General features: G+C 40.9%; 20 protein-coding genes. 14 read left to right on the top strand and 6 right to left on the bottom strand.

The window, feature by feature from the left end:
* Positions 1–6 precede the first annotated feature (6 nt).
* Complete coding sequence (locus N745_RS0105885) at positions 7–423, top strand: CopD family protein (RefSeq protein WP_024851203.1); 417 nt, start codon at positions 7–9, stop codon at positions 421–423.
* 64 nt (positions 424–487) lie between these two features.
* Here the strand turns inward: N745_RS0105885 and N745_RS0105880 are convergent, their stop codons facing one another.
* From N745_RS0105880 to exbB, 4 genes are read right to left on the bottom strand one after another with little or no spacing between them, the layout of a single operon-like run.
* Complete coding sequence (locus tag N745_RS0105880; RefSeq protein WP_024851202.1) at positions 488–1,675, bottom strand: hypothetical protein; 1,188 nt, start codon at positions 1,673–1,675, stop codon at positions 488–490.
* Between the two features lie 36 nt (positions 1,676–1,711).
* Complete coding sequence (locus tag N745_RS12260; protein WP_024851201.1) at positions 1,712–2,551, bottom strand: energy transducer TonB; 840 nt, start codon at positions 2,549–2,551, stop codon at positions 1,712–1,714.
* On the bottom strand, positions 2,548–2,943 hold the full coding sequence (locus N745_RS0105870) for an ExbD/TolR family protein (protein ID WP_024851200.1): 396 nt from the start codon (positions 2,941–2,943) through the stop codon (positions 2,548–2,550). The genes N745_RS12260 and N745_RS0105870 overlap by 4 nt, the downstream gene beginning before the upstream one ends.
* Entirely contained in the window at positions 2,940–3,398 is a 459-nt protein-coding gene (gene exbB / locus N745_RS0105865) for a TonB-system energizer ExbB (RefSeq protein ID WP_024851199.1), read from the bottom strand. The genes N745_RS0105870 and exbB overlap by 4 nt, the downstream gene beginning before the upstream one ends.
* Before the next feature lie 295 nt (positions 3,399–3,693).
* Here exbB and rimO point away from each other — a divergent pair, with 295 nt between their 5' ends.
* The 3 genes from rimO to N745_RS11755 all read left to right on the top strand — a co-directional run bounded on the left by rimO (position 3,694) and on the right by N745_RS11755 (position 6,478).
* Positions 3,694–5,070 (top strand): 30S ribosomal protein S12 methylthiotransferase RimO, encoded by a 1,377-nt coding sequence (gene rimO / locus N745_RS0105860; protein WP_024851198.1) that lies wholly within the window; start codon positions 3,694–3,696, stop codon positions 5,068–5,070.
* Between the two features lie 195 nt (positions 5,071–5,265).
* Positions 5,266–5,916 carry a peroxiredoxin gene (locus N745_RS0105855; RefSeq protein WP_024851197.1) on the top strand — a complete coding sequence of 217 codons (651 nt, stop codon included), beginning with the start codon at positions 5,266–5,268 and terminating at the stop codon, positions 5,914–5,916.
* Positions 5,917–5,989: 73 nt separating this feature from the next.
* The gene (locus N745_RS11755) at positions 5,990–6,478 is read left to right on the top strand and encodes a hypothetical protein (RefSeq protein ID WP_024851196.1); all 489 of its coding nucleotides are present in this window, start codon (positions 5,990–5,992) and stop codon (positions 6,476–6,478) included.
* On the opposite strand, the gene N745_RS0105845 is transcribed toward N745_RS11755, so the two are convergent.
* Entirely contained in the window at positions 6,468–7,079 is a 612-nt protein-coding gene (locus N745_RS0105845) for a hypothetical protein (protein ID WP_157833746.1), read from the bottom strand. The genes N745_RS11755 and N745_RS0105845 overlap by 11 nt on opposite strands.
* A 143-nt stretch (positions 7,080–7,222) precedes the next feature.
* On the opposite strand from N745_RS0105845, the gene N745_RS0105840 reads away from it, so the two are divergent.
* The 3 genes from N745_RS0105840 to N745_RS0105830 all read left to right on the top strand — a co-directional run bounded on the left by N745_RS0105840 (position 7,223) and on the right by N745_RS0105830 (position 9,581).
* Complete coding sequence (locus N745_RS0105840; protein WP_024851194.1) at positions 7,223–7,744, top strand: DNA-deoxyinosine glycosylase; 522 nt, start codon at positions 7,223–7,225, stop codon at positions 7,742–7,744.
* A 74-nt stretch (positions 7,745–7,818) separates the two neighbouring features.
* Positions 7,819–9,309 carry a prephenate-dependent tRNA uridine(34) hydroxylase TrhP gene (trhP, locus tag N745_RS0105835; RefSeq protein WP_024851193.1) on the top strand — a complete coding sequence of 497 codons (1,491 nt, stop codon included), beginning with the start codon at positions 7,819–7,821 and terminating at the stop codon, positions 9,307–9,309.
* Between the two features lie 14 nt (positions 9,310–9,323).
* A complete protein-coding gene (locus N745_RS0105830) occupies positions 9,324–9,581 on the top strand; it encodes a YfhL family 4Fe-4S dicluster ferredoxin (RefSeq protein ID WP_024851192.1) in 258 nt (85 codons plus the stop codon).
* 87 nt (positions 9,582–9,668) lie between these two features.
* On the opposite strand, the gene N745_RS0105825 is transcribed toward N745_RS0105830, so the two are convergent.
* Complete coding sequence (locus N745_RS0105825) at positions 9,669–10,088, bottom strand: gamma-glutamylcyclotransferase family protein (RefSeq protein ID WP_024851191.1); 420 nt, start codon at positions 10,086–10,088, stop codon at positions 9,669–9,671.
* Between the two features lie 121 nt (positions 10,089–10,209).
* On the opposite strand from N745_RS0105825, the gene N745_RS0105820 reads away from it, so the two are divergent.
* The 7 genes from N745_RS0105820 to N745_RS0105790 all read left to right on the top strand — a co-directional run bounded on the left by N745_RS0105820 (position 10,210) and on the right by N745_RS0105790 (position 16,298).
* A complete protein-coding gene (locus N745_RS0105820; protein WP_024851190.1) occupies positions 10,210–10,770 on the top strand; it encodes a DsrE family protein in 561 nt (186 codons plus the stop codon).
* 155 nt (positions 10,771–10,925) lie between these two features.
* Positions 10,926–11,588, top strand: a complete 663-nt coding sequence (locus tag N745_RS0105815) for a glutathione S-transferase family protein (RefSeq protein WP_024851189.1) — start codon at positions 10,926–10,928, stop codon at positions 11,586–11,588.
* Between the two features lie 30 nt (positions 11,589–11,618).
* Positions 11,619–12,452, top strand: a complete 834-nt coding sequence (locus tag N745_RS0105810; RefSeq protein ID WP_024851188.1) for a hypothetical protein — start codon at positions 11,619–11,621, stop codon at positions 12,450–12,452.
* Between the two features lie 11 nt (positions 12,453–12,463).
* A complete protein-coding gene (locus N745_RS0105805; RefSeq protein ID WP_024851187.1) occupies positions 12,464–13,438 on the top strand; it encodes a prenyltransferase in 975 nt (324 codons plus the stop codon).
* Positions 13,439–13,474: 36 nt separating this feature from the next.
* On the top strand, positions 13,475–14,368 hold the full coding sequence (cysM, locus tag N745_RS0105800) for a cysteine synthase CysM (protein ID WP_211239097.1): 894 nt from the start codon (positions 13,475–13,477) through the stop codon (positions 14,366–14,368).
* Between the two features lie 24 nt (positions 14,369–14,392).
* A complete protein-coding gene (locus N745_RS0105795; RefSeq protein WP_024851185.1) occupies positions 14,393–14,899 on the top strand; it encodes a CYTH domain-containing protein in 507 nt (168 codons plus the stop codon).
* Positions 14,877–16,298: a TolC family outer membrane protein gene (locus N745_RS0105790; RefSeq protein WP_024851184.1), complete on the top strand. Its 1,422-nt coding sequence runs from the start codon at positions 14,877–14,879 to the stop codon at positions 16,296–16,298. Before N745_RS0105795 ends, N745_RS0105790 begins: the two co-directional genes overlap by 23 nt.
* Position 16,299: the final 1 nt, after the last annotated feature.

Raw genomic sequence — 16,299 nt, 5'->3', positions numbered from 1 at the left:
AAACTGATGCTGTGGCTAAAAACCTTCCATATTTTGTTTGTCATGTCTTGGATGGCGGGTATTTTTTACTTGCCGCGTATTTTTGTGCATTTTGTTGAGGGGCAGGCAGCTGGTGAGCAAGTCACACGTTTAGCGATTATGGGGCACAAGTTATATCGCTTTATGAACATAATGATGGTGCTAGCGATAGGAACAGGGCTTTGGTTGTGGTTCGGTTATTTCTTGCATACAGGTGGTTGGATTCATGCAAAAGTAACGTTGGTTGTTTTGATGCTCGTTTATCATTTTTGGGCTGGTCGTCGTGTTAAAGAGATGCAACAAGGTCACCTAGATCACTCTGGTGTTTATTACCGATGGGCGAATGAAATTCCTTTGTTTTTAACCATTGGTATTTTGATTTTAGTAGTGATAAAACCTTTCTGATAAATAGATTAAAAACAAAGAATTAAGATAAAAACCTAACAAAATATGTTAGGTTTTTTTGTGTCTAAAATTCAATATTGAATCTAACGTTAGCAGCCCAGATTTCATCTGAAATATTGGGGACGATATTTGTATCGTGAAGAGGGTTTTTGAAGTATTGAATAGAAGGGGTGATTGAGAATTTTCTGCCAATCATTCTGCGTCCGTAAACTTCTACTTCTTGAACCGAGTGCTTACGACCAGTAATGTATTTCGATATTTTAGTGTAACCGTAAGCTGTACCAAAAACCCAACGTCTCATACTTAGTTCATAAGCTATAGAAGCGAAGCCAGTTGCTGTTGAAACTTTCTCGTTTGCATAGCCTGAACGTAGCTCAAAAGATTGCGCGCCAAATCCTGTTCCGGCTGTTAAATAGGCACCATAGTTTTTTAAATTGGTTTGAGTTGCATTATCCAATGCTTGGTGAGCCCCATTGTGTGACCAAACGCCGACTTCAAAAAACTCTCGGCCAGATTGCCACTTAGACTCCAGGATTGAAAAGATACCTTTTTTGTCATCATTTATTTCAAATAGGCTGCTGTAATCTCGGCTAGGATTGTCAGCCAAGCCATTGGTAGAAGAAATCATCAGCTTGGTTATATTCGTGTTGGAAAATCGGTGTTCAATTATGCCGGCCAATGAATAGTCGGGAAAATCTATGACAGGATTGTTTACAAAATCCGAAGCAATAAATTGTGTGTTTTCATTGTTAGAAATATTGCTGGAATCAAAAAAAGCAGTGGAATCCAGTAAACCAATGTGAAAGACAGTGGAATTTGTTAAGCCAGTACTTAAGAAAAACTCAGATATTTGTAGTCGCCCTTTGTTATTACTAGATAGAGCTGTTCTTGCATCGGCATTACTTTGACTGATAGCTGATGCCATGCCTTTTTCTCTTGGTGTTGAATTGGCCTCAATATGCGCGTTTAACGTATATCCACTTCCGTAGTAGCGTCCATAGAGGTCTGCAGAAATATTGGTGTCATCATCAATTCCTTTCTCATAAGGGTTTTGATAAATCCCAGTAGCATTAAAGTGAAACTCAAAAGGGGAGGCATGCATATTCGCATTTGCGGAATGACTCGTCATTACCAAGATAACTGCTATGAGCAGGCGTAGGCTATGAATGTGGTTGTTAATACGAATCTTAGTGCAATTGAGAATCTTGTTCATTTGTGGGTAAGATTGTTTTTGAGTTGTTTTCATTTTCATAATTTTAATACTGAATAGGTTGTTTTAAAAAGACTTTTAACGAAGGAAGTAGCTGATAGGGACGCTTAGTTCCCAAGTGTCACGAGTGATTTCTTTAGGAAAGGGTTTGAAATGCATTTGCATCTCTTCTGTGAAAATGCTCATAGCAGCTTCATTGAAAATATTACGCATATCAGGTTCGGTAACTCTTACATTGGTTATGTCACCGTTTCGATGTATGGTGAAACTTATTTGCACTTTTCCTTCCCAGTTTCTACGTTTGGCCATAAATGGGTAAGTGTTTTGTGCATATTGCGTTAAAGCATCTTGTAGCTCTGATGTATAGGATGCTTCTGCACGAGCCTGCGCTGCTTGAGATATGGTAGCAACGTGTGGCTTGGCGGTTGGCTTTGTTTTGGGTTCAGTAACTGGTGCTTTTGCTACCGGTTCTGTTACGGGTTTTACTTCAGTTTTTTGTATTTCAGGTTTAACGACTTTTTCTTGCTTAACGGGTTTAACCGGCGTTGGCGTCACCACCTTTTTAATTGGCTTAGGTTTTTCAACGATTTTCTTAATTGGTTTTTTGACCGGTTTCTTGATTGGCTTAACCACTTTTTTGAGGTGAGGTTTTTTTACAGGTGGTTTTACGGGTTCAGCTTTTGGCTTAACTTTGGGTTCTATTTTTTTTGGCGTAGGTACTGAAAACATACTTGCACTAATAGCAACTTGCTTTAGGTTATTTGTCGTTTGTTTGTTGTTGTGAAAATGATTAAGAGACAGGTAGCCAACGCCAGCAAGGCACAAGTACAGTACCAATGTCAGCAAAAAAGCTTTTTGGCTGCGAGAGAATACAAAAGATGTATTACTGCTGTTCATTGGCGCGAAGTAAGCTGTCATGATTCAGGCGTTGTAGCCTTATCAGTTAAAAATGTTAATTTATTTAGCTTGTTGGCTTTCAAAATATCCACTAAGGCGACGACTTTTCCAAAAACGGTATGGCGATCCACTTTGATCACGATATCTGTCTTAGGGTCAATTTTGGCAGCTAGAGCTTTAAAGTTTGCATAGCTGATTGGCTTGTCTTCAAGGAATAATGTGCCTTTAGCATCAATCGCCAAATGCTTTGTAGGGTCGTTTGTTGGTTGGTAGCTTGATGTGCTTTGCGTATCGGGTAGGTCAAGCTTTAATGCATCGTGCACGATAAAACTGGCGGTCGTGAGTACGATTGCCAGTAATACCAACATGACATCTATCAGCGGAATGACATTGATGGAATCAAATTTCTTCATTGATCGTTTTTTCCAGAGATAGAATTTTGATGTAAGTCTTGATGTGCTCTGAATTTGGCCTGTTGCACTTCAACCTTTCTCATTAAGGCGTTATAGGCGACAATACTTGGAATAGCTAATGCAATACCGCCAGCAGTGGCCTTCAATGCAAGTGCTAAGCCGACCATGATCTGCCCAGTATCAATGGTTTTTGTTGTACCCAAATCAAAGAAAGTAATCAAAATACCCAATACTGTACCAAGTAGTCCAACATAAGGAGCATTGGCACCAACAGTGGAGATATAGGTTAGGTTTTTGGTTAGGTCGATTGTCAGTAAATCAAAGTGAGAGTAATCGGTAACTTTGACCTGTTTGAAAAACAGTAATCGTTCGATAACGAACCAAGTCGCAATAAACAGCATCAGTCCAAGTATCGAGAAGACGCTAATATCTAGGTAATTTTTTAAAATGTCCATTAAAGAGAGTTTCGCTTATTTATAAATGAGAATCATTGTATTTTGAAAATGAATGGCATGCAAGAGTTGTTTGTATATGAAATCTCACAATGCTCAATTTTTAAGTTTAAAAAAATTAATTATAAATTGTAGGGTTAATTGCTGGTGAGCAAAAGGTATTTTTATTGAAAAACAATTGAAATCACTTATTATCAATCGAGCATATTCTGGTGCCAAATCGAGTAAAATATGCGGAGTTATTTATTTAATACGCTTCTTATGAAAGGAGCGTTTTGCAGAATTAGAAGAGAGTTTTATGTCGCAATCACAACCTACAGTCGGTATCGTGAGTTTAGGCTGCCCAAAGGCAACAGTTGATTCAGAGCGCATCTTGACGCAATTGAAAGCGGAAGGGTATCACCTAACCAATAGCTATGAAGAAGCGGATACCGTTATCGTCAATACCTGTGGTTTTATCGATAGTGCTGTTCAAGAGTCTTTGGATACTATTGGTGAAGCACTGGAAGAAAACGGCAAAGTGATCGTTACTGGTTGTTTGGGCGGAAAAGACGACAACCAAATCAAAAAAAATCACCCAAAAGTGTTGGCGGTATCTGGCCCTGCGGCTTATGAAGAAGTATTGATGGCTGTGCATAAAGCTGTGCCACCACCACAACATAATCCCTATGTTGATTTAGTACCACCGCAAGGCATTAAGCTGACGCCCAAGCATTATGCTTATCTCAAAATCTCCGAAGGCTGTAACCACCGCTGTACTTTCTGCATTATCCCGTCCATGCGTGGTGATTTGGTGAGCCGCCCGGTAGCTGATGTTATTGCCGAAGCTAAGCGTTTGAAAGAAGCTGGTGTAAAAGAGTTGTTGGTTGTGTCGCAAGACACTGCTGCTTATGGTGTAGATGTTAAATACAAAACCGAATTTGCCGATGGTCGCCCAACCAAAACCTCTATGGTCGGTTTATCTGAAGCGTTAGGCGAACTGGGTGGTGTCGATAATTTCTGGGTGAGATTGCATTATGTTTATCCTTACCCGAATGTCGATGATGTGATTCCATTGATGGCAGAAGGCAAGATTCTGCCGTATTTGGATATGCCGTTACAGCATGCGCATCCTCGTGTGCTAAAAGCCATGAAACGCCCGGGTAATGTTGAAAAGACTTTGGAGCGTATTCAAAAATGGCGTGAACAAGTGCCGGATTTAACCATTCGCTCAACCTTTATTGTCGGTTTCCCGGGGGAAACAGAAGAAGAGTTTCAAACCCTGTTGGATTTCATTGCCGAAGCCAGGTTGGATCGTGTTGGTTGTTTCCAGTATTCGCCAGTTGAAGGTGCTGTGGCAAACGATATTGCCGAACAAGTGCCGGACGATATCAAACAAGATCGTTTTGATCGCTTTATGCAGCTACAACAGCAAATCAGTGCGGAGAAAATGCAGGCCAAAATCGGCAAGCGTATTCAAGTGTTGGTGGATGAGGTTGATGAAGAGGGCGCTATTGCTCGCTCAAGAGCCGATGCCCCAGAAATCGACGGATTGGTCTTTATTCCTGAAGGGCATCACTTAAACCCTGGCGAGTTTGTTGAGGTAGAGGTGTTCGCAGCAGACGAATACGATTTATGGGCAAACCCTATCGGGGAGTTTGTGCCGCAGGAAACCTCTTTTATTGAGTTGGGTTAATGAACTTAAGTAATACTGGTTTTTTAATATAAAAGAATTGTTGATAGTTTTTAACTATTAAAATCTCAAAAACATACAATTGGATTCCTTGTTTTTAGGTCGCTATAGTACATTCATGCATTAACAAAACGAATGCATGGATAAATAACTTTTATTAGTGGTGATTAATACGACTTAAAAACAGGAGTCTACAAAATGGAAAACCAATCTCAAGTTATCGCTCTACCTCGTTTGAATGAAAAAGCACCTGCATTTGATGCGGTGACCACTCATGGCCGTAAATCTCTTGAAGACTACAAAGGCAAGTGGTTAATCCTTTTCTCTCACCCAGCAGACTTTACACCGGTTTGTACAACTGAATTCATGGCGTTCCAAGCACGCAAGCCTCAGTTCGATGCTTTGAACTGTGAACTTTTGGGTCTTTCGATCGACTCTCATCACTCTCACATCGCATGGGAATTGAACATCAAAGAAAAATTCGGTGTGGAAATTGAGTTCCCGATCATTGCCGACCTAGATATGAAGGTTGCGACAACTTACGGCATGATTCACCCAGGTGCAGCCGATACCTCAGCAGTTCGTGCAACATTCATTATTGATGATAAAGGTGTGTTGCGCGCAATGATGTATTACCCAATGAGCAATGGTCGCTCTATGGATGAGTTTGTGCGTCTTGTCAAAGCCATGCAAACTTCCGATGAGCATGGTGTGGCGACTCCTGAAGGTTGGCAGCCAGGTGATAAGGTCATTGTTCCACCAGCGGCGACTGCTGAAGAAGCCAAAGCCAGAATGGCATCGGGTGAATATGAGTGTGTTGATTTCTACTTCTGTAAGAAATCAATCTAACCACTTCATCAATGCTTTAAAGCGTGGCCGTCATGCATAATACATGGCGGCTTTTTCTTTTAGGAGATCTATTATGTTTCAACGTCCGATTTTCAAATTCTTTCTTTTTCTCGTTCTTAGTGTTGGTTTTTTAAATCTGGCTCATGCAGGGCAATCTGACAAGATGCAACTCACGCCTTATGCCTTTAAAGATCAGTGGGGCAAGCCTAATCCTTTGGATGCGTCAGTAAAATGGTTGATTTTCTCGCACCACAAAGCGGGTAATGAGTGGGTTAGAGATGCACTAAATGAATTGGGTGTCAAAAACCTGGAAGAACGTCATTGGCTTTATGTTGCGGATATTTCAGGTATGCCAAGCTTGATTACCAAAATCTTCGCACTTCCAAAAATGCGTAAATATGATTTCCCAATTGCCTTATCTGACGATGAAGTGAATACTCAAAACTGGCCGGAAAAAGAAGATACCGTTTCTGTCTACAAGCTAGAGAACCTAAAGATTGTTGAGACGAAGACCTTTCCAAGCAAATTGTCTTTAGAAGATTTCTTGATGACTATTCAGTAACTTTTTGATTTTGAGCCTTATTTATTAGTTTTTCCACATAGCGTTCAGCATCGAATTGGTCTAGAGGTATAGCTCGTTGATTAAACAGTTCCAAAGCGTTGACAGAGCTAATTGGATCTTCGATGCCTTCTTTCCATTTCATGAAATCAAAAATTACGAGTATAGAGTGAGGTTCCAAGTTTTCACCTGATTCGTTGCCTCTTTCGAAGTAATGACTTGGCAAGTTTTGGTGTTGATTAAAAATATTGTATAGCCGAAATCTGCAATATTCTTCATGTTCTTGAATGATGATTTTGTCGTACTTGTCTGTAATTTGGGCTTTAATTTTTTCATACCTAAGAATCATTCTTGCCACAGTTAACCACAAATACCTATCATTATCAGGCAAAGAGTTATTTATGTTTATGTCAGGCAAGTTACTTTTTGTAAATGTCTCGTAAATTCTCTCTAATAACGCGATAGATTCATCTAAAAACTTTTTGGAAGTGTTTCTATTGTCTTCGGCATAATGCCTATTTGAAGTGCTTACAAATAGGTTGAGTGCAATTATCATACTTAATGTTAATGCAAAAGAACTGACTACTTTAATTGTTTCGGACATATCATTTCTAAAGTAAAAATCTAAACACCCTGCGGTGATTAGAAGCAATATAATGACTGCAGTTATTAATAAGTTTCTTAGGGTAAACATGACGATCCTTTCATATTTAAGAATAAATATTGTTTGAATATACTCCATTAACAGTGACTTTTTCATTCTCAGAAAATTGTATAGGTTTTGACCCTATTATTCCTAAAAATCCAAAATGTCTAATTTTGGGTACTATGCCGAGTGTCGCTTCTTTGGAAGAGTCTTTTTACTACGCGCATCCGCGCAATGCCTTTTGGCCAATACTATCCGATTACTTTAAGCAGCCGATTGAAACGGTCAATCAAAAAATCGCACTTTGCAAACAAAGCGGCATTTTGCTTTGGGATGTGCTCTCAAGTTGTGAACGCCAGGGGAGCTTGGATTCTGCCATCAAACAACCCGAAGCGAATGATTTCGCATCGCTTTTTCAGCAATACCCTGACTTAAAATCCATTGTTTTCAATGGTAAAGCTGCGATGAATCTGTTTGAAAAACAGGTGGTCAAAAAGCAAAATTTGCCTGACGATTTGGTTTTCTATTCATTACCCTCAACCAGCCCCGCCAATGCACAATTAACCTTTGAAAACAAAAGGGTTTTGTGGCACGAAACACTTAAGCAAGTCCTTTCTAAATAAAGTAAAATACCCGGTTATTCAGTCGGGAATTATTCTCGTCACATTTTCTTACCTATTTATTGAAGGACTTTGCCTTGAAAGCAGAAAACTTTAAGCCTGAACTTTTGTCGCCAGCCGGCACTTATAAAAACATGGAATATGCGTTTGCCTACGGTGCGGATGCGGTGTATGCCGGTCAGCCACGTTATAGCCTGCGTGTTCGCAACAACGAATTTGATGAAGCCACTTTAGATAAGGGCATCAAGCGTGCGCATGAGTTGGGTAAGAAGTTTTATGTGGTCAGTAACATCGCAGCGCATAACTCAAAAATCAAAACCTATATGCGCGACATCGCACCGATTATCGCCATGAAGCCAGATGCATTGATTATGTCTGACCCGGGTTTGATTGCGATGGTGCGTGCGGAATTTCCCGAGCAAGAAATTCATTTATCAGTACAGTCCAATGCAGTGAACTGGGCAACCGTAAAGTTCTGGCATGACCAAGGCATTAGCCGTGTGGTGTTGTCGCGTGAGTTGTCGATGCAAGAAATTCGTGAGATAGGTGAAGCAGTACCGGGCATGGAGCTGGAAGTATTTGTTCATGGCGCTTTGTGTATCGCTTACTCTGGGCGTTGTTTGCTTTCAGGTTACATCAATAAACGTGATGCCAACCAAGGGACTTGCACCAATGCGTGTCGTTGGAACTACAACACCTACGAAGGTAAAGAAGACGAAACAGGTGATGTTGTCGGTATTCCTGTTGAGAAGATTGCCAATATCACGGACTTGACGGGTGATGCGATTGCTTCGCATGAGTCAGAAGACTTCAATGAGCCAACACTAGGGTTGGGTGAAACGACTGATACGGTGATGTTGCTGGAAGAAGAAGGTCGTCCGGGTGAGTATATGCCTGCATTTGAAGATGAGCATGGTACTTACATCATGAATTCGAAAGATTTGCGTGCGGTGGAATTGATTCCTGAATTGGTTGAAATGGGCGTGGATTCGTTGAAAATCGAAGGGCGCACCAAGTCTCACTACTATGTGGCACGTACTGCTCAAGTGTATCGCAAGGCGATTGATGATGCATCTGAAGGTAAACCTTTCGATAATAATTTGTTGGCAGATTTAGAAAGTTTGGCAAGCCGTGGTTATACCGAAGGCTTCTTGCGTCGTCATGTGCATTCCGAGTATCAAAACTACGAATATGGTGTGTCAAAGTCTGATCGCCAGCGTTTTGTGGGTGAAGTGATCGATGTGCTTGAACGTGATGGTAAGAGCTATTTAGAAATTGATGTTAAAAACAAATTCTGCGTGGGTGATTCAATCGAAATCATGACGCCAGCGGGCAATGTAACTTTGGTGTTGCCTGAAATGCGCGATCAGCATGATAAAGATATTGAAGCTGCACTTGGTTCCGGTTGGATAGCGCGTATTCCGAATCCATTTAAAGACCTTGATCTTGAAACATTAAAATTCGGTTTGATTATGCGTAATGAAGCTTGGGGTGGTGATGCGAAACGTGATGCTGCCGCTAAGGAACAAAAAGAGCTAAAAGCTAAGCAAGCTGCGGCACAGGCATAACTTAGGGTAATTGAATGGCGTTAAAAATTCTTGAAGGCTGCACAAATTGCGATATGTGTGAGCCGGAATGCCCAAATCAGGCCATTTATTATGGTGAGAAGATCTATGAGATCAATCCTGATTTATGCACTGAGTGTGTGGGGTATTACGATACACCGACTTGCGTGAGTGTGTGCCCTGTGGATTGCATAATCACAGACCCTGAGCGTGTCGAAGACAAAGATACGTTGTTAAAAAAATTCGAACATTTGGTTTTGACGGACAAAATCTAAAGTTCGCTATTTCTATCGAAAATCTGCCAGGCTGGGGTCGTTATGTTTTACCCCAGCCTGGCAGATTTTTTCATTTCTCGCGCTTGATTATTGAAAGCCTTTGTATTGATTTAAAAAGCGTTGCAGACCTTCTGCTTCAAATGCTTCTACATCCCAATCCTCATCTGTGACACGGTGCAGGTAGTCAGGTTTAAAGACATAGACTTCTACTTCAATTTCGCCCAGATCAGGAATGAAAAGTCGTTCGGTCAAGCGGTCGTATTCTTCGCCTTCAAAAGTATCTAAAGTGACTTGGTCATCTGGAGAAACATCAAAATAGACTCTGCCCAATACTTGTTTGTTCTTGGACATTTCATCTTGAAAAACCGCAGGATAGTCTTGTTGGTGAATGCTTTTTCTGTGATAGCCGCTCAAGTTCGCCTGGCAAGAATCGTAGTTGCCTTTGACAAGCTGTTGCCAAACTTCGGGATACATTAAAGAGCCATAGGTAAATATATGTTTAGGCATGCTTTATCCTCGATTTGTGAATACATAAGTTTATCTTAATGTATTCGCTTAGCAATCCCCATAGGTTTAGAATAAATTTAATAAAATCAATAAGATTTCCAGAGCTGAATAGGAGGTTGTGATGAGACGTTTTACATGGTTGGTAAGTGCGCTTGGCCTAATATTGATGTTTTATTCGTTTAACACTTACGGTCAGGATAAATCTTTGCCAAATGTGGCGCCAGATGTTGCCAAAATCCTTGCTTTGCAAGAGCAGCCTGATGGTGTGGTCTTCGATATTGAAACCCTTGATAAAAACGCTTTGTCGGAATATATGCCTTATGTTCGTAATCAAATTGAATTGATTCGACAGAAGTTCCCAAAGGTTGTTATTGCCGTTGTAACCCACGGTGCAGAAGAGTTTGCCTTGCAGAAAAAAGAGGCAAGAAAAAATAAGAATTTGCATAATCTGTTTAATCAATTGGCTAAAGATGAAGGTGTGAGTGTGCATGTGTGTGGTGCTGTTGCAGGGTTGAAAAAACTGACGCAAGAAGACTTCCCTGAGTATGTCAATTTTTCAGCTTCGGGCATGGCACAGTTGAACGACTATAAAGCCTTTGGTTACAAGGTTGTGACGATTCGAAAGCTTAATAAACAACAACGTAGTGATTTATTTGATCATCCAGATCAATATTTGAAGTAAATCAACTATCCCTCAATGATTCTTAAATCTGTATGAATCTAGTCGTGCAACGGTTGACCTCGCCTTTATTCTTTGTATGATGACAAAAGCATTGGTATTGATTTATCCTTTAATGCCAAATTCAAATTTGCTAATCCAACCAGAGGTGATTTTCTATGCCGGAAAAACTCGAACTTATCAGTTTTAAGCTGTGTCCTTTTGTGCAGAGAGCGGTCATTATTTTGAACTATAAGCAGGTAGAGTTTGATGTAACTTATATCGACTTGAGTGATCCACCAGATTGGTTCAAAACGATTTCGCCGCTGGGCAAAGTGCCGATATTGAAAGTGGATGGCGAAGTCTTGTTTGAGTCGTCCGTGATTCAGGAGTATTTGGATGAAATCACGCCGCCAGCATTGATGCCTTCTGATCCTTTGCTTAAAGCTAAGAACCGTGCTTGGATTGCATTTGGTGGTGAGATGATGATGTATGTACCGCAAATGATGCAAGCAAAGAGTGTAGAGGCTTTTGAAGAAGCTAAAGCCGGGTTGATTGATAAGCTGTCCCGCTTGGAAGTGATTCATTCCTCGGGTACTTATTTCAATGGTGAAGAGTTTGCATTGATTGATGCGGCTTATGCGCCTTTGCTGATGCGATTAGAGATTTTTGAAAAACTCTGTGGCGTGACTTTCTTGGACAGTTTGCCAAAAATTAAACGTTGGGCGGATACTTTATTGGAAATGCCATGTGTGAAAGAGTCTGTCGTAGAAGAGTTGCCGCAACTCTACGCTGGCGCACTGCAAAAAATGGAAGGTTATTTAGCCTCGCTAGCCTCTTAATTTATTGTTTATATGAAGTATTTAAATGGAATGATAAAAGGCATTCAACAGTTGGTCTTGGCCTTAAGTTTGTTGAGTGTTTCGATTGCAACTCTGGCGGACTCGCCAAAAATACAGTTTCATTTAAGTGGTGCAGACCTGCATTGGATAGCAGAGCGTATCACTTTTAATGAAACGGCAAATAAACCTGAAAACCTGACTTTCTGGAATGCTAAAGAACTCTTTCCTTCTTTTGGTATCGGCCATTTTATTTGGATTCCAAAAGGCGTTAAAGTTCCTTATGAGCAAACTTTTCCGCAAATGGTGAAGTTTGTATCAAAGACAGTGCCTGCACCGAATTGGCTTAGTTCTTTAAAGCCGATGATGCCTCCTTGGGTCAACAGAGAATCCTTTGAAAAGGAACAAAACTCAAACAAAATGAAAGCACTTAGGCATTGGTTATTGGAAACCAAAGATGATCAAGCTGCGTTTATTTTGCATAGATTTCAGTTGAAGTTAAACGAAGCATTAGCGAAGCTATCCATTACAGATCAGTGGAAAGTGAAAGAAACGGTAGAGTTAATGGCTGCGCATAAAGTGAGTACCTATGCATTGCTTGATTACTTTAATTTCAAAGGCTTAGGTAACAATTCTAAAGAACAATATGAAGGCAAAGGCTGGGGGTTGCTAGATGTATTGATGGCAATGCCTTCGGTGTCTAAGCACTCACGATTAGAGGTGTTTGTTGCAACCGCCAAGGATTTGTTAAAGCGTCGAGCCATGCATGCACCGACACAAAAACAGCGTGACATTGAACAAAAATGGTTGGCAGGCTGGTATCATCGCTTGGATTCTTACCTTAAGCTAACAACAAAACCTTTGTAAACGAGAACGCTATGAACGATACGTCTTTAAAGCTAAAAACTGTTTTTATGACAATGCGTCCACCGTTTTTGGTTTTAACCTTGTCGATCATGTTGTTGCTTCTTGCTATAGCAGTTCAGGAAGCGGGCTTGCGAATTTTTCATTTTTCATTTGGTTTGTTTGTCTTGGTGTTTATTGGCGCTTTGGCTGCGCATATCAGTGTGAACATGCTTAATGAATACGAGGACTATCAATCAGGTCTGGATGACCTTACCGACAGAACCCCCTTTAGTGGTGGTAGTGGTGCTTTACAGACTGATGCGGGTGCTCAAGAGTGGGTCGCTGCGATTGCCTATACTTTAATAGGTTTAATTATAAGTTTAGGGGTGTATTTTATTTACTTAAGAGGCTGGGGATTGCTTCCCATAGGTCTTTTAGGCGTTTTTGTCATCCTAACCTATACGTCTTTGTTAACCCGTTTTCCTTGGTTATGCTTTGCTGCATCTGGCTTGGGTTTTGGGCCATTGATTATGTTGGGCGGTTACTATGTGCTATTCGGAGAATTTTCCTGGCAAGTGGCTTTCGTTTCTTTAATACCGTTTTTATTGGTAAATAATCTTCTATTGATTAACCAGCTACCTGATAAAGATGCTGATGAGCGTATTGGTCGATTTAACCTTTGGCATCAATACGGCGTGTCTTTTGGTTTGAAATTATTTGTTTTGCAGGGTGTTTTGACTTTTGTCGTACTGTCAGCATTGATCGCAACTGGTGTTTTACCAGTGGCCGCGAGCCTCGGCTTTTTGTTGCTATTGTTGTTTGCGCCTATTGTGCTTAAGGTAAAATACCTGCTATCAACAAAAAACGACTCATCTGAAGAGCAGCTAATGACGAATGTTTCAGCTACTTGGAGAGATCAACTTAATACCGTAATGGCTATGAATGTTGGCGTAACCATATTGCTGCCTATTGCGATTGCAGTTGGCGTTTATGTGTCGCTAATATGAATGACCGAGATAACAGAATTTGAGAGCAGTACTTCTATGAAAACCTTAATGGATGTGGTTGGAAATACCCCTCTGATAAAAGTTCAGCGTTTGGTTAACCCTAAAACCAATAGTGTGATTTTGGCGAAACTTGAAGGCAATAATCCTGCCGGCTCCGTTAAAGATAGACCTGCCTTGAACATGATTAAGCAAGCTGAGTTACGCGGGGAAATCAAACCTGGCGATACTTTGATTGAAGCAACCAGTGGAAATACCGGAATTGCACTAGCAATGGTAGCTGCGATGTTGGGCTATAAGATGAAGTTGATTATGCCTGACAATATGTCGATGGAGCGTAAGGCTTCTATGGCAGCTTACGGCGCTGAGTTGATTCTGGTGTCTAAAGAAGAGGGCATGGAAGGCGCTCGTGATTTAGCGCAGAAAATGCAAACAGAAGGGCAAGGCATGGTGTTGGATCAATTTGCTAACCCGGATAATCCTTTGTCACACTATTTCACTACTGGCCCAGAAATTTGGCACGATACTGAAGGTAAAATTACACACTTTGTCAGTGCTATGGGGACAACTGGAACCATCATGGGAACATCAATGTATTTGAAAGAACAAAATCCTGATGTCCAAGTGGTCGGTGTACAGCCAACAGAAGGTTCTTCTATTCCAGGTATTCGCCGTTGGCCAAAAGAATATCTACCGACTATTTATGATGATTCTCGTGTTGATCGTACTATTGATATGTCTCAGTCATTGGCGGAAGACACTATGATTCGTATGGCCAAAGAAGAAGGTATTTTTGCAGGCGTATCTTCTGGTGGGGCAATGGCTGCGGCACTGCAAATAGCAAATGAAGTGGATAATGCGCTGATAGTGACAATTGTTTGCGATAGAGGTGACCGTTACCTTTCCACAGGTGTGTTTGACCTTAAAAACTAATTACATATAAGAATAAAAAATAAGATGGCAAGAGAAATAGAAAGAAAGTTTCTGGTTAAAAATCATGACTGGAAGCAGCTTGCGAAGAAAAGCACGCACATGGCTCAAGGTTATTTAAACGACATTCAACAACCTGGTAGCAAAAGCTCGATTCGCATTCGCTTAGAAGGCGATGAAGCAACAATCAATATCAAAAGTCTGGAAATTGGTCTTAGCCGAGATGAGTATGAATATCCGGTTGATGCTGATGATGCTGAAAAAATGCTGAAAACACTAGCTGTAGGCCCTGTAATTGAGAAGGTGCGTTATTTGGTCGATGTTGGACAGCACACTTGGGAAATTGACGAATTTTTAGGGGATAATGACGGATTAATCGTTGCTGAAGTGGAATTGGTCAGTGAAGATGACTTGCCGGAATTACCAGAATGGATTGGGCATGAAGTGACGAACATTGTTCGTTATTACAATATCAGCCTGACTCAAAAGCCATACACAACCTGGAGTGAAGATGAAAAAAACAGTTTTGAATAAGGCAAGTCTTACGGGCAAAAGTGGGTTCAAGAAGTCTGCGTTGTCATTGATAGTGTCTGGTCTAATGGCTGGGACAACCTTAACTTCATTTCAGGTAAATGCAGCCTATAGTCTTTTCGACATTTATCAAATGGCTGTTGCTCATGATGCAACCTTGGCGCAAGCGCAGGCAACTTATCAAGCCAGTCAGCAGTCGGTCAAAATTGCTAGAGCTTCTTTATTACCTCAAGTATCAGCTAATGCATCTTATTCGGACAGTTACCTGAATGAGAATGCGGTGGGCCCTATCAGTACGACAAGCGGAGATATTACCCTTAAACAGTCTCTTTATAAGCATGATTCTTGGGCGAAATACAGCCAAGCAAAATACACTTTGAAAAAAGCTGAGTACACGATAAAAAGTGCACAGCAAGACATTATTGTTCGTGTTGCTGATGCTTATTTCAAAGTGTTGCTAGCACAAGAAGACGTGAAGCTAGCGAAAGCAAAAGAGAAAGCGAATAAAACACAATGGGATCGAGCCAAAGCCTCTGCTGAGGTTGGCTTGGCAAGCAAAACGGATGTGCTGCAAGCTAAGTCGAGCTATGACTTATCGAAGTCTGATCGTATTTCTGCCGAAAATAACCTTGATGTGGCTTATGAAGAGTTAACTAAGTTGACGGGAAAAACGGTTAAAGAGTTAAAAGTGATTGCGTTAAACGTGAAATTGCCGCAACCAAAGCTGAATATTGCTACTTATGAACAAGAAGCTCAGGATAGTAACTTAACGGTCTTACAAGCAGAAGAGCAAGCAAATGTTGCTAATGAAGAAGTCCAAGTTCAGAAATCAGGTAACTGGTTTAATGTGAGTTTGCAGGCACAATATGCGCATACCAAAAGCTCACCATCTAACCCGTATTCATACAGCTCAAAATATCCGGACAACCTAAGTGCCAGTATTGTTGCGTCACTTCCTTTGTATTCTGGTGGCGGAACTACTGCACTCGTGGCACAAGCTAGATCAAATTATGAAGCGGCTGAAATTGGCGTGAGAGATGCAAAAGAAAGTGCAAAACTAAACGCTCGAGTGCAAGTGCGCAATGTCGAAAGAGGGGTTGAGTTGGTTGCAGCTAACCGAGCTGCAGTTCAATCTAACGATGCATTCCTTGAGGCAGCAGAAGAAGGCTATAAAGTCGGGCTAAAAGATTTGCTGGAAGTGTTAACTGCACGTACCAATAAATTTCAAGCAAGACGAAACTTGGCGCAGTCATTACAAAATGTTGTCCTAAGCCGATTAAAACTGGATGCAGCTGTCGGAACCTTGAATGCGGATAACCTGCAAAAATACGACAGTATTTTGTCTGACCCTGTAGATGATGCAAATGCGCCTGTAGTACCTGACGAGTATAAGAAGCAATAAT

Source organism: Hydrogenovibrio kuenenii DSM 12350 (assembly GCF_000526715.1).
In the GTDB taxonomy this organism is placed as follows: domain Bacteria; phylum Pseudomonadota; class Gammaproteobacteria; order Thiomicrospirales; family Thiomicrospiraceae; genus Hydrogenovibrio; species Hydrogenovibrio kuenenii.
The sequence above is the reverse complement of the archived record's forward strand: the minus strand, read 5'-3'. Positions and strand labels throughout refer to the sequence as shown.

Coding starts and splice junctions, on each gene's coding strand:
- N745_RS0105845 (WP_157833746.1), bottom strand. CDS start 7,079: ATGTCCGAAACAATTAAAGTAGTCAGTTCTTTTGCATTAACATTAAGT.
- N745_RS0105880 (WP_024851202.1), bottom strand. CDS start 1,675: ATGAAAATGAAAACAACTCAAAAACAATCTTACCCACAAATGAACAAG.
- N745_RS0105885 (WP_024851203.1), top strand. CDS start 7: ATGCTGTGGCTAAAAACCTTCCATATTTTGTTTGTCATGTCTTGGATG.
- cysM (WP_211239097.1), top strand. CDS start 13,475: ATGAAAACCTTAATGGATGTGGTTGGAAATACCCCTCTGATAAAAGTT.
- N745_RS11755 (WP_024851196.1), top strand. CDS start 5,990: ATGTTTCAACGTCCGATTTTCAAATTCTTTCTTTTTCTCGTTCTTAGT.
- N745_RS0105815 (WP_024851189.1), top strand. CDS start 10,926: ATGCCGGAAAAACTCGAACTTATCAGTTTTAAGCTGTGTCCTTTTGTG.
- N745_RS12260 (WP_024851201.1), bottom strand. CDS start 2,551: ATGACAGCTTACTTCGCGCCAATGAACAGCAGTAATACATCTTTTGTA.
- N745_RS0105870 (WP_024851200.1), bottom strand. CDS start 2,943: ATGAAGAAATTTGATTCCATCAATGTCATTCCGCTGATAGATGTCATG.
- N745_RS0105855 (WP_024851197.1), top strand. CDS start 5,266: ATGGAAAACCAATCTCAAGTTATCGCTCTACCTCGTTTGAATGAAAAA.
- N745_RS0105825 (WP_024851191.1), bottom strand. CDS start 10,088: ATGCCTAAACATATATTTACCTATGGCTCTTTAATGTATCCCGAAGTT.
- exbB (WP_024851199.1), bottom strand. CDS start 3,398: ATGGACATTTTAAAAAATTACCTAGATATTAGCGTCTTCTCGATACTT.
- N745_RS0105790 (WP_024851184.1), top strand. CDS start 14,877: ATGAAAAAAACAGTTTTGAATAAGGCAAGTCTTACGGGCAAAAGTGGG.
- rimO (WP_024851198.1), top strand. CDS start 3,694: ATGTCGCAATCACAACCTACAGTCGGTATCGTGAGTTTAGGCTGCCCA.
- N745_RS0105805 (WP_024851187.1), top strand. CDS start 12,464: ATGAACGATACGTCTTTAAAGCTAAAAACTGTTTTTATGACAATGCGT.
- N745_RS0105810 (WP_024851188.1), top strand. CDS start 11,619: ATGATAAAAGGCATTCAACAGTTGGTCTTGGCCTTAAGTTTGTTGAGT.
- N745_RS0105830 (WP_024851192.1), top strand. CDS start 9,324: ATGGCGTTAAAAATTCTTGAAGGCTGCACAAATTGCGATATGTGTGAG.
- N745_RS0105795 (WP_024851185.1), top strand. CDS start 14,393: ATGGCAAGAGAAATAGAAAGAAAGTTTCTGGTTAAAAATCATGACTGG.
- N745_RS0105820 (WP_024851190.1), top strand. CDS start 10,210: ATGAGACGTTTTACATGGTTGGTAAGTGCGCTTGGCCTAATATTGATG.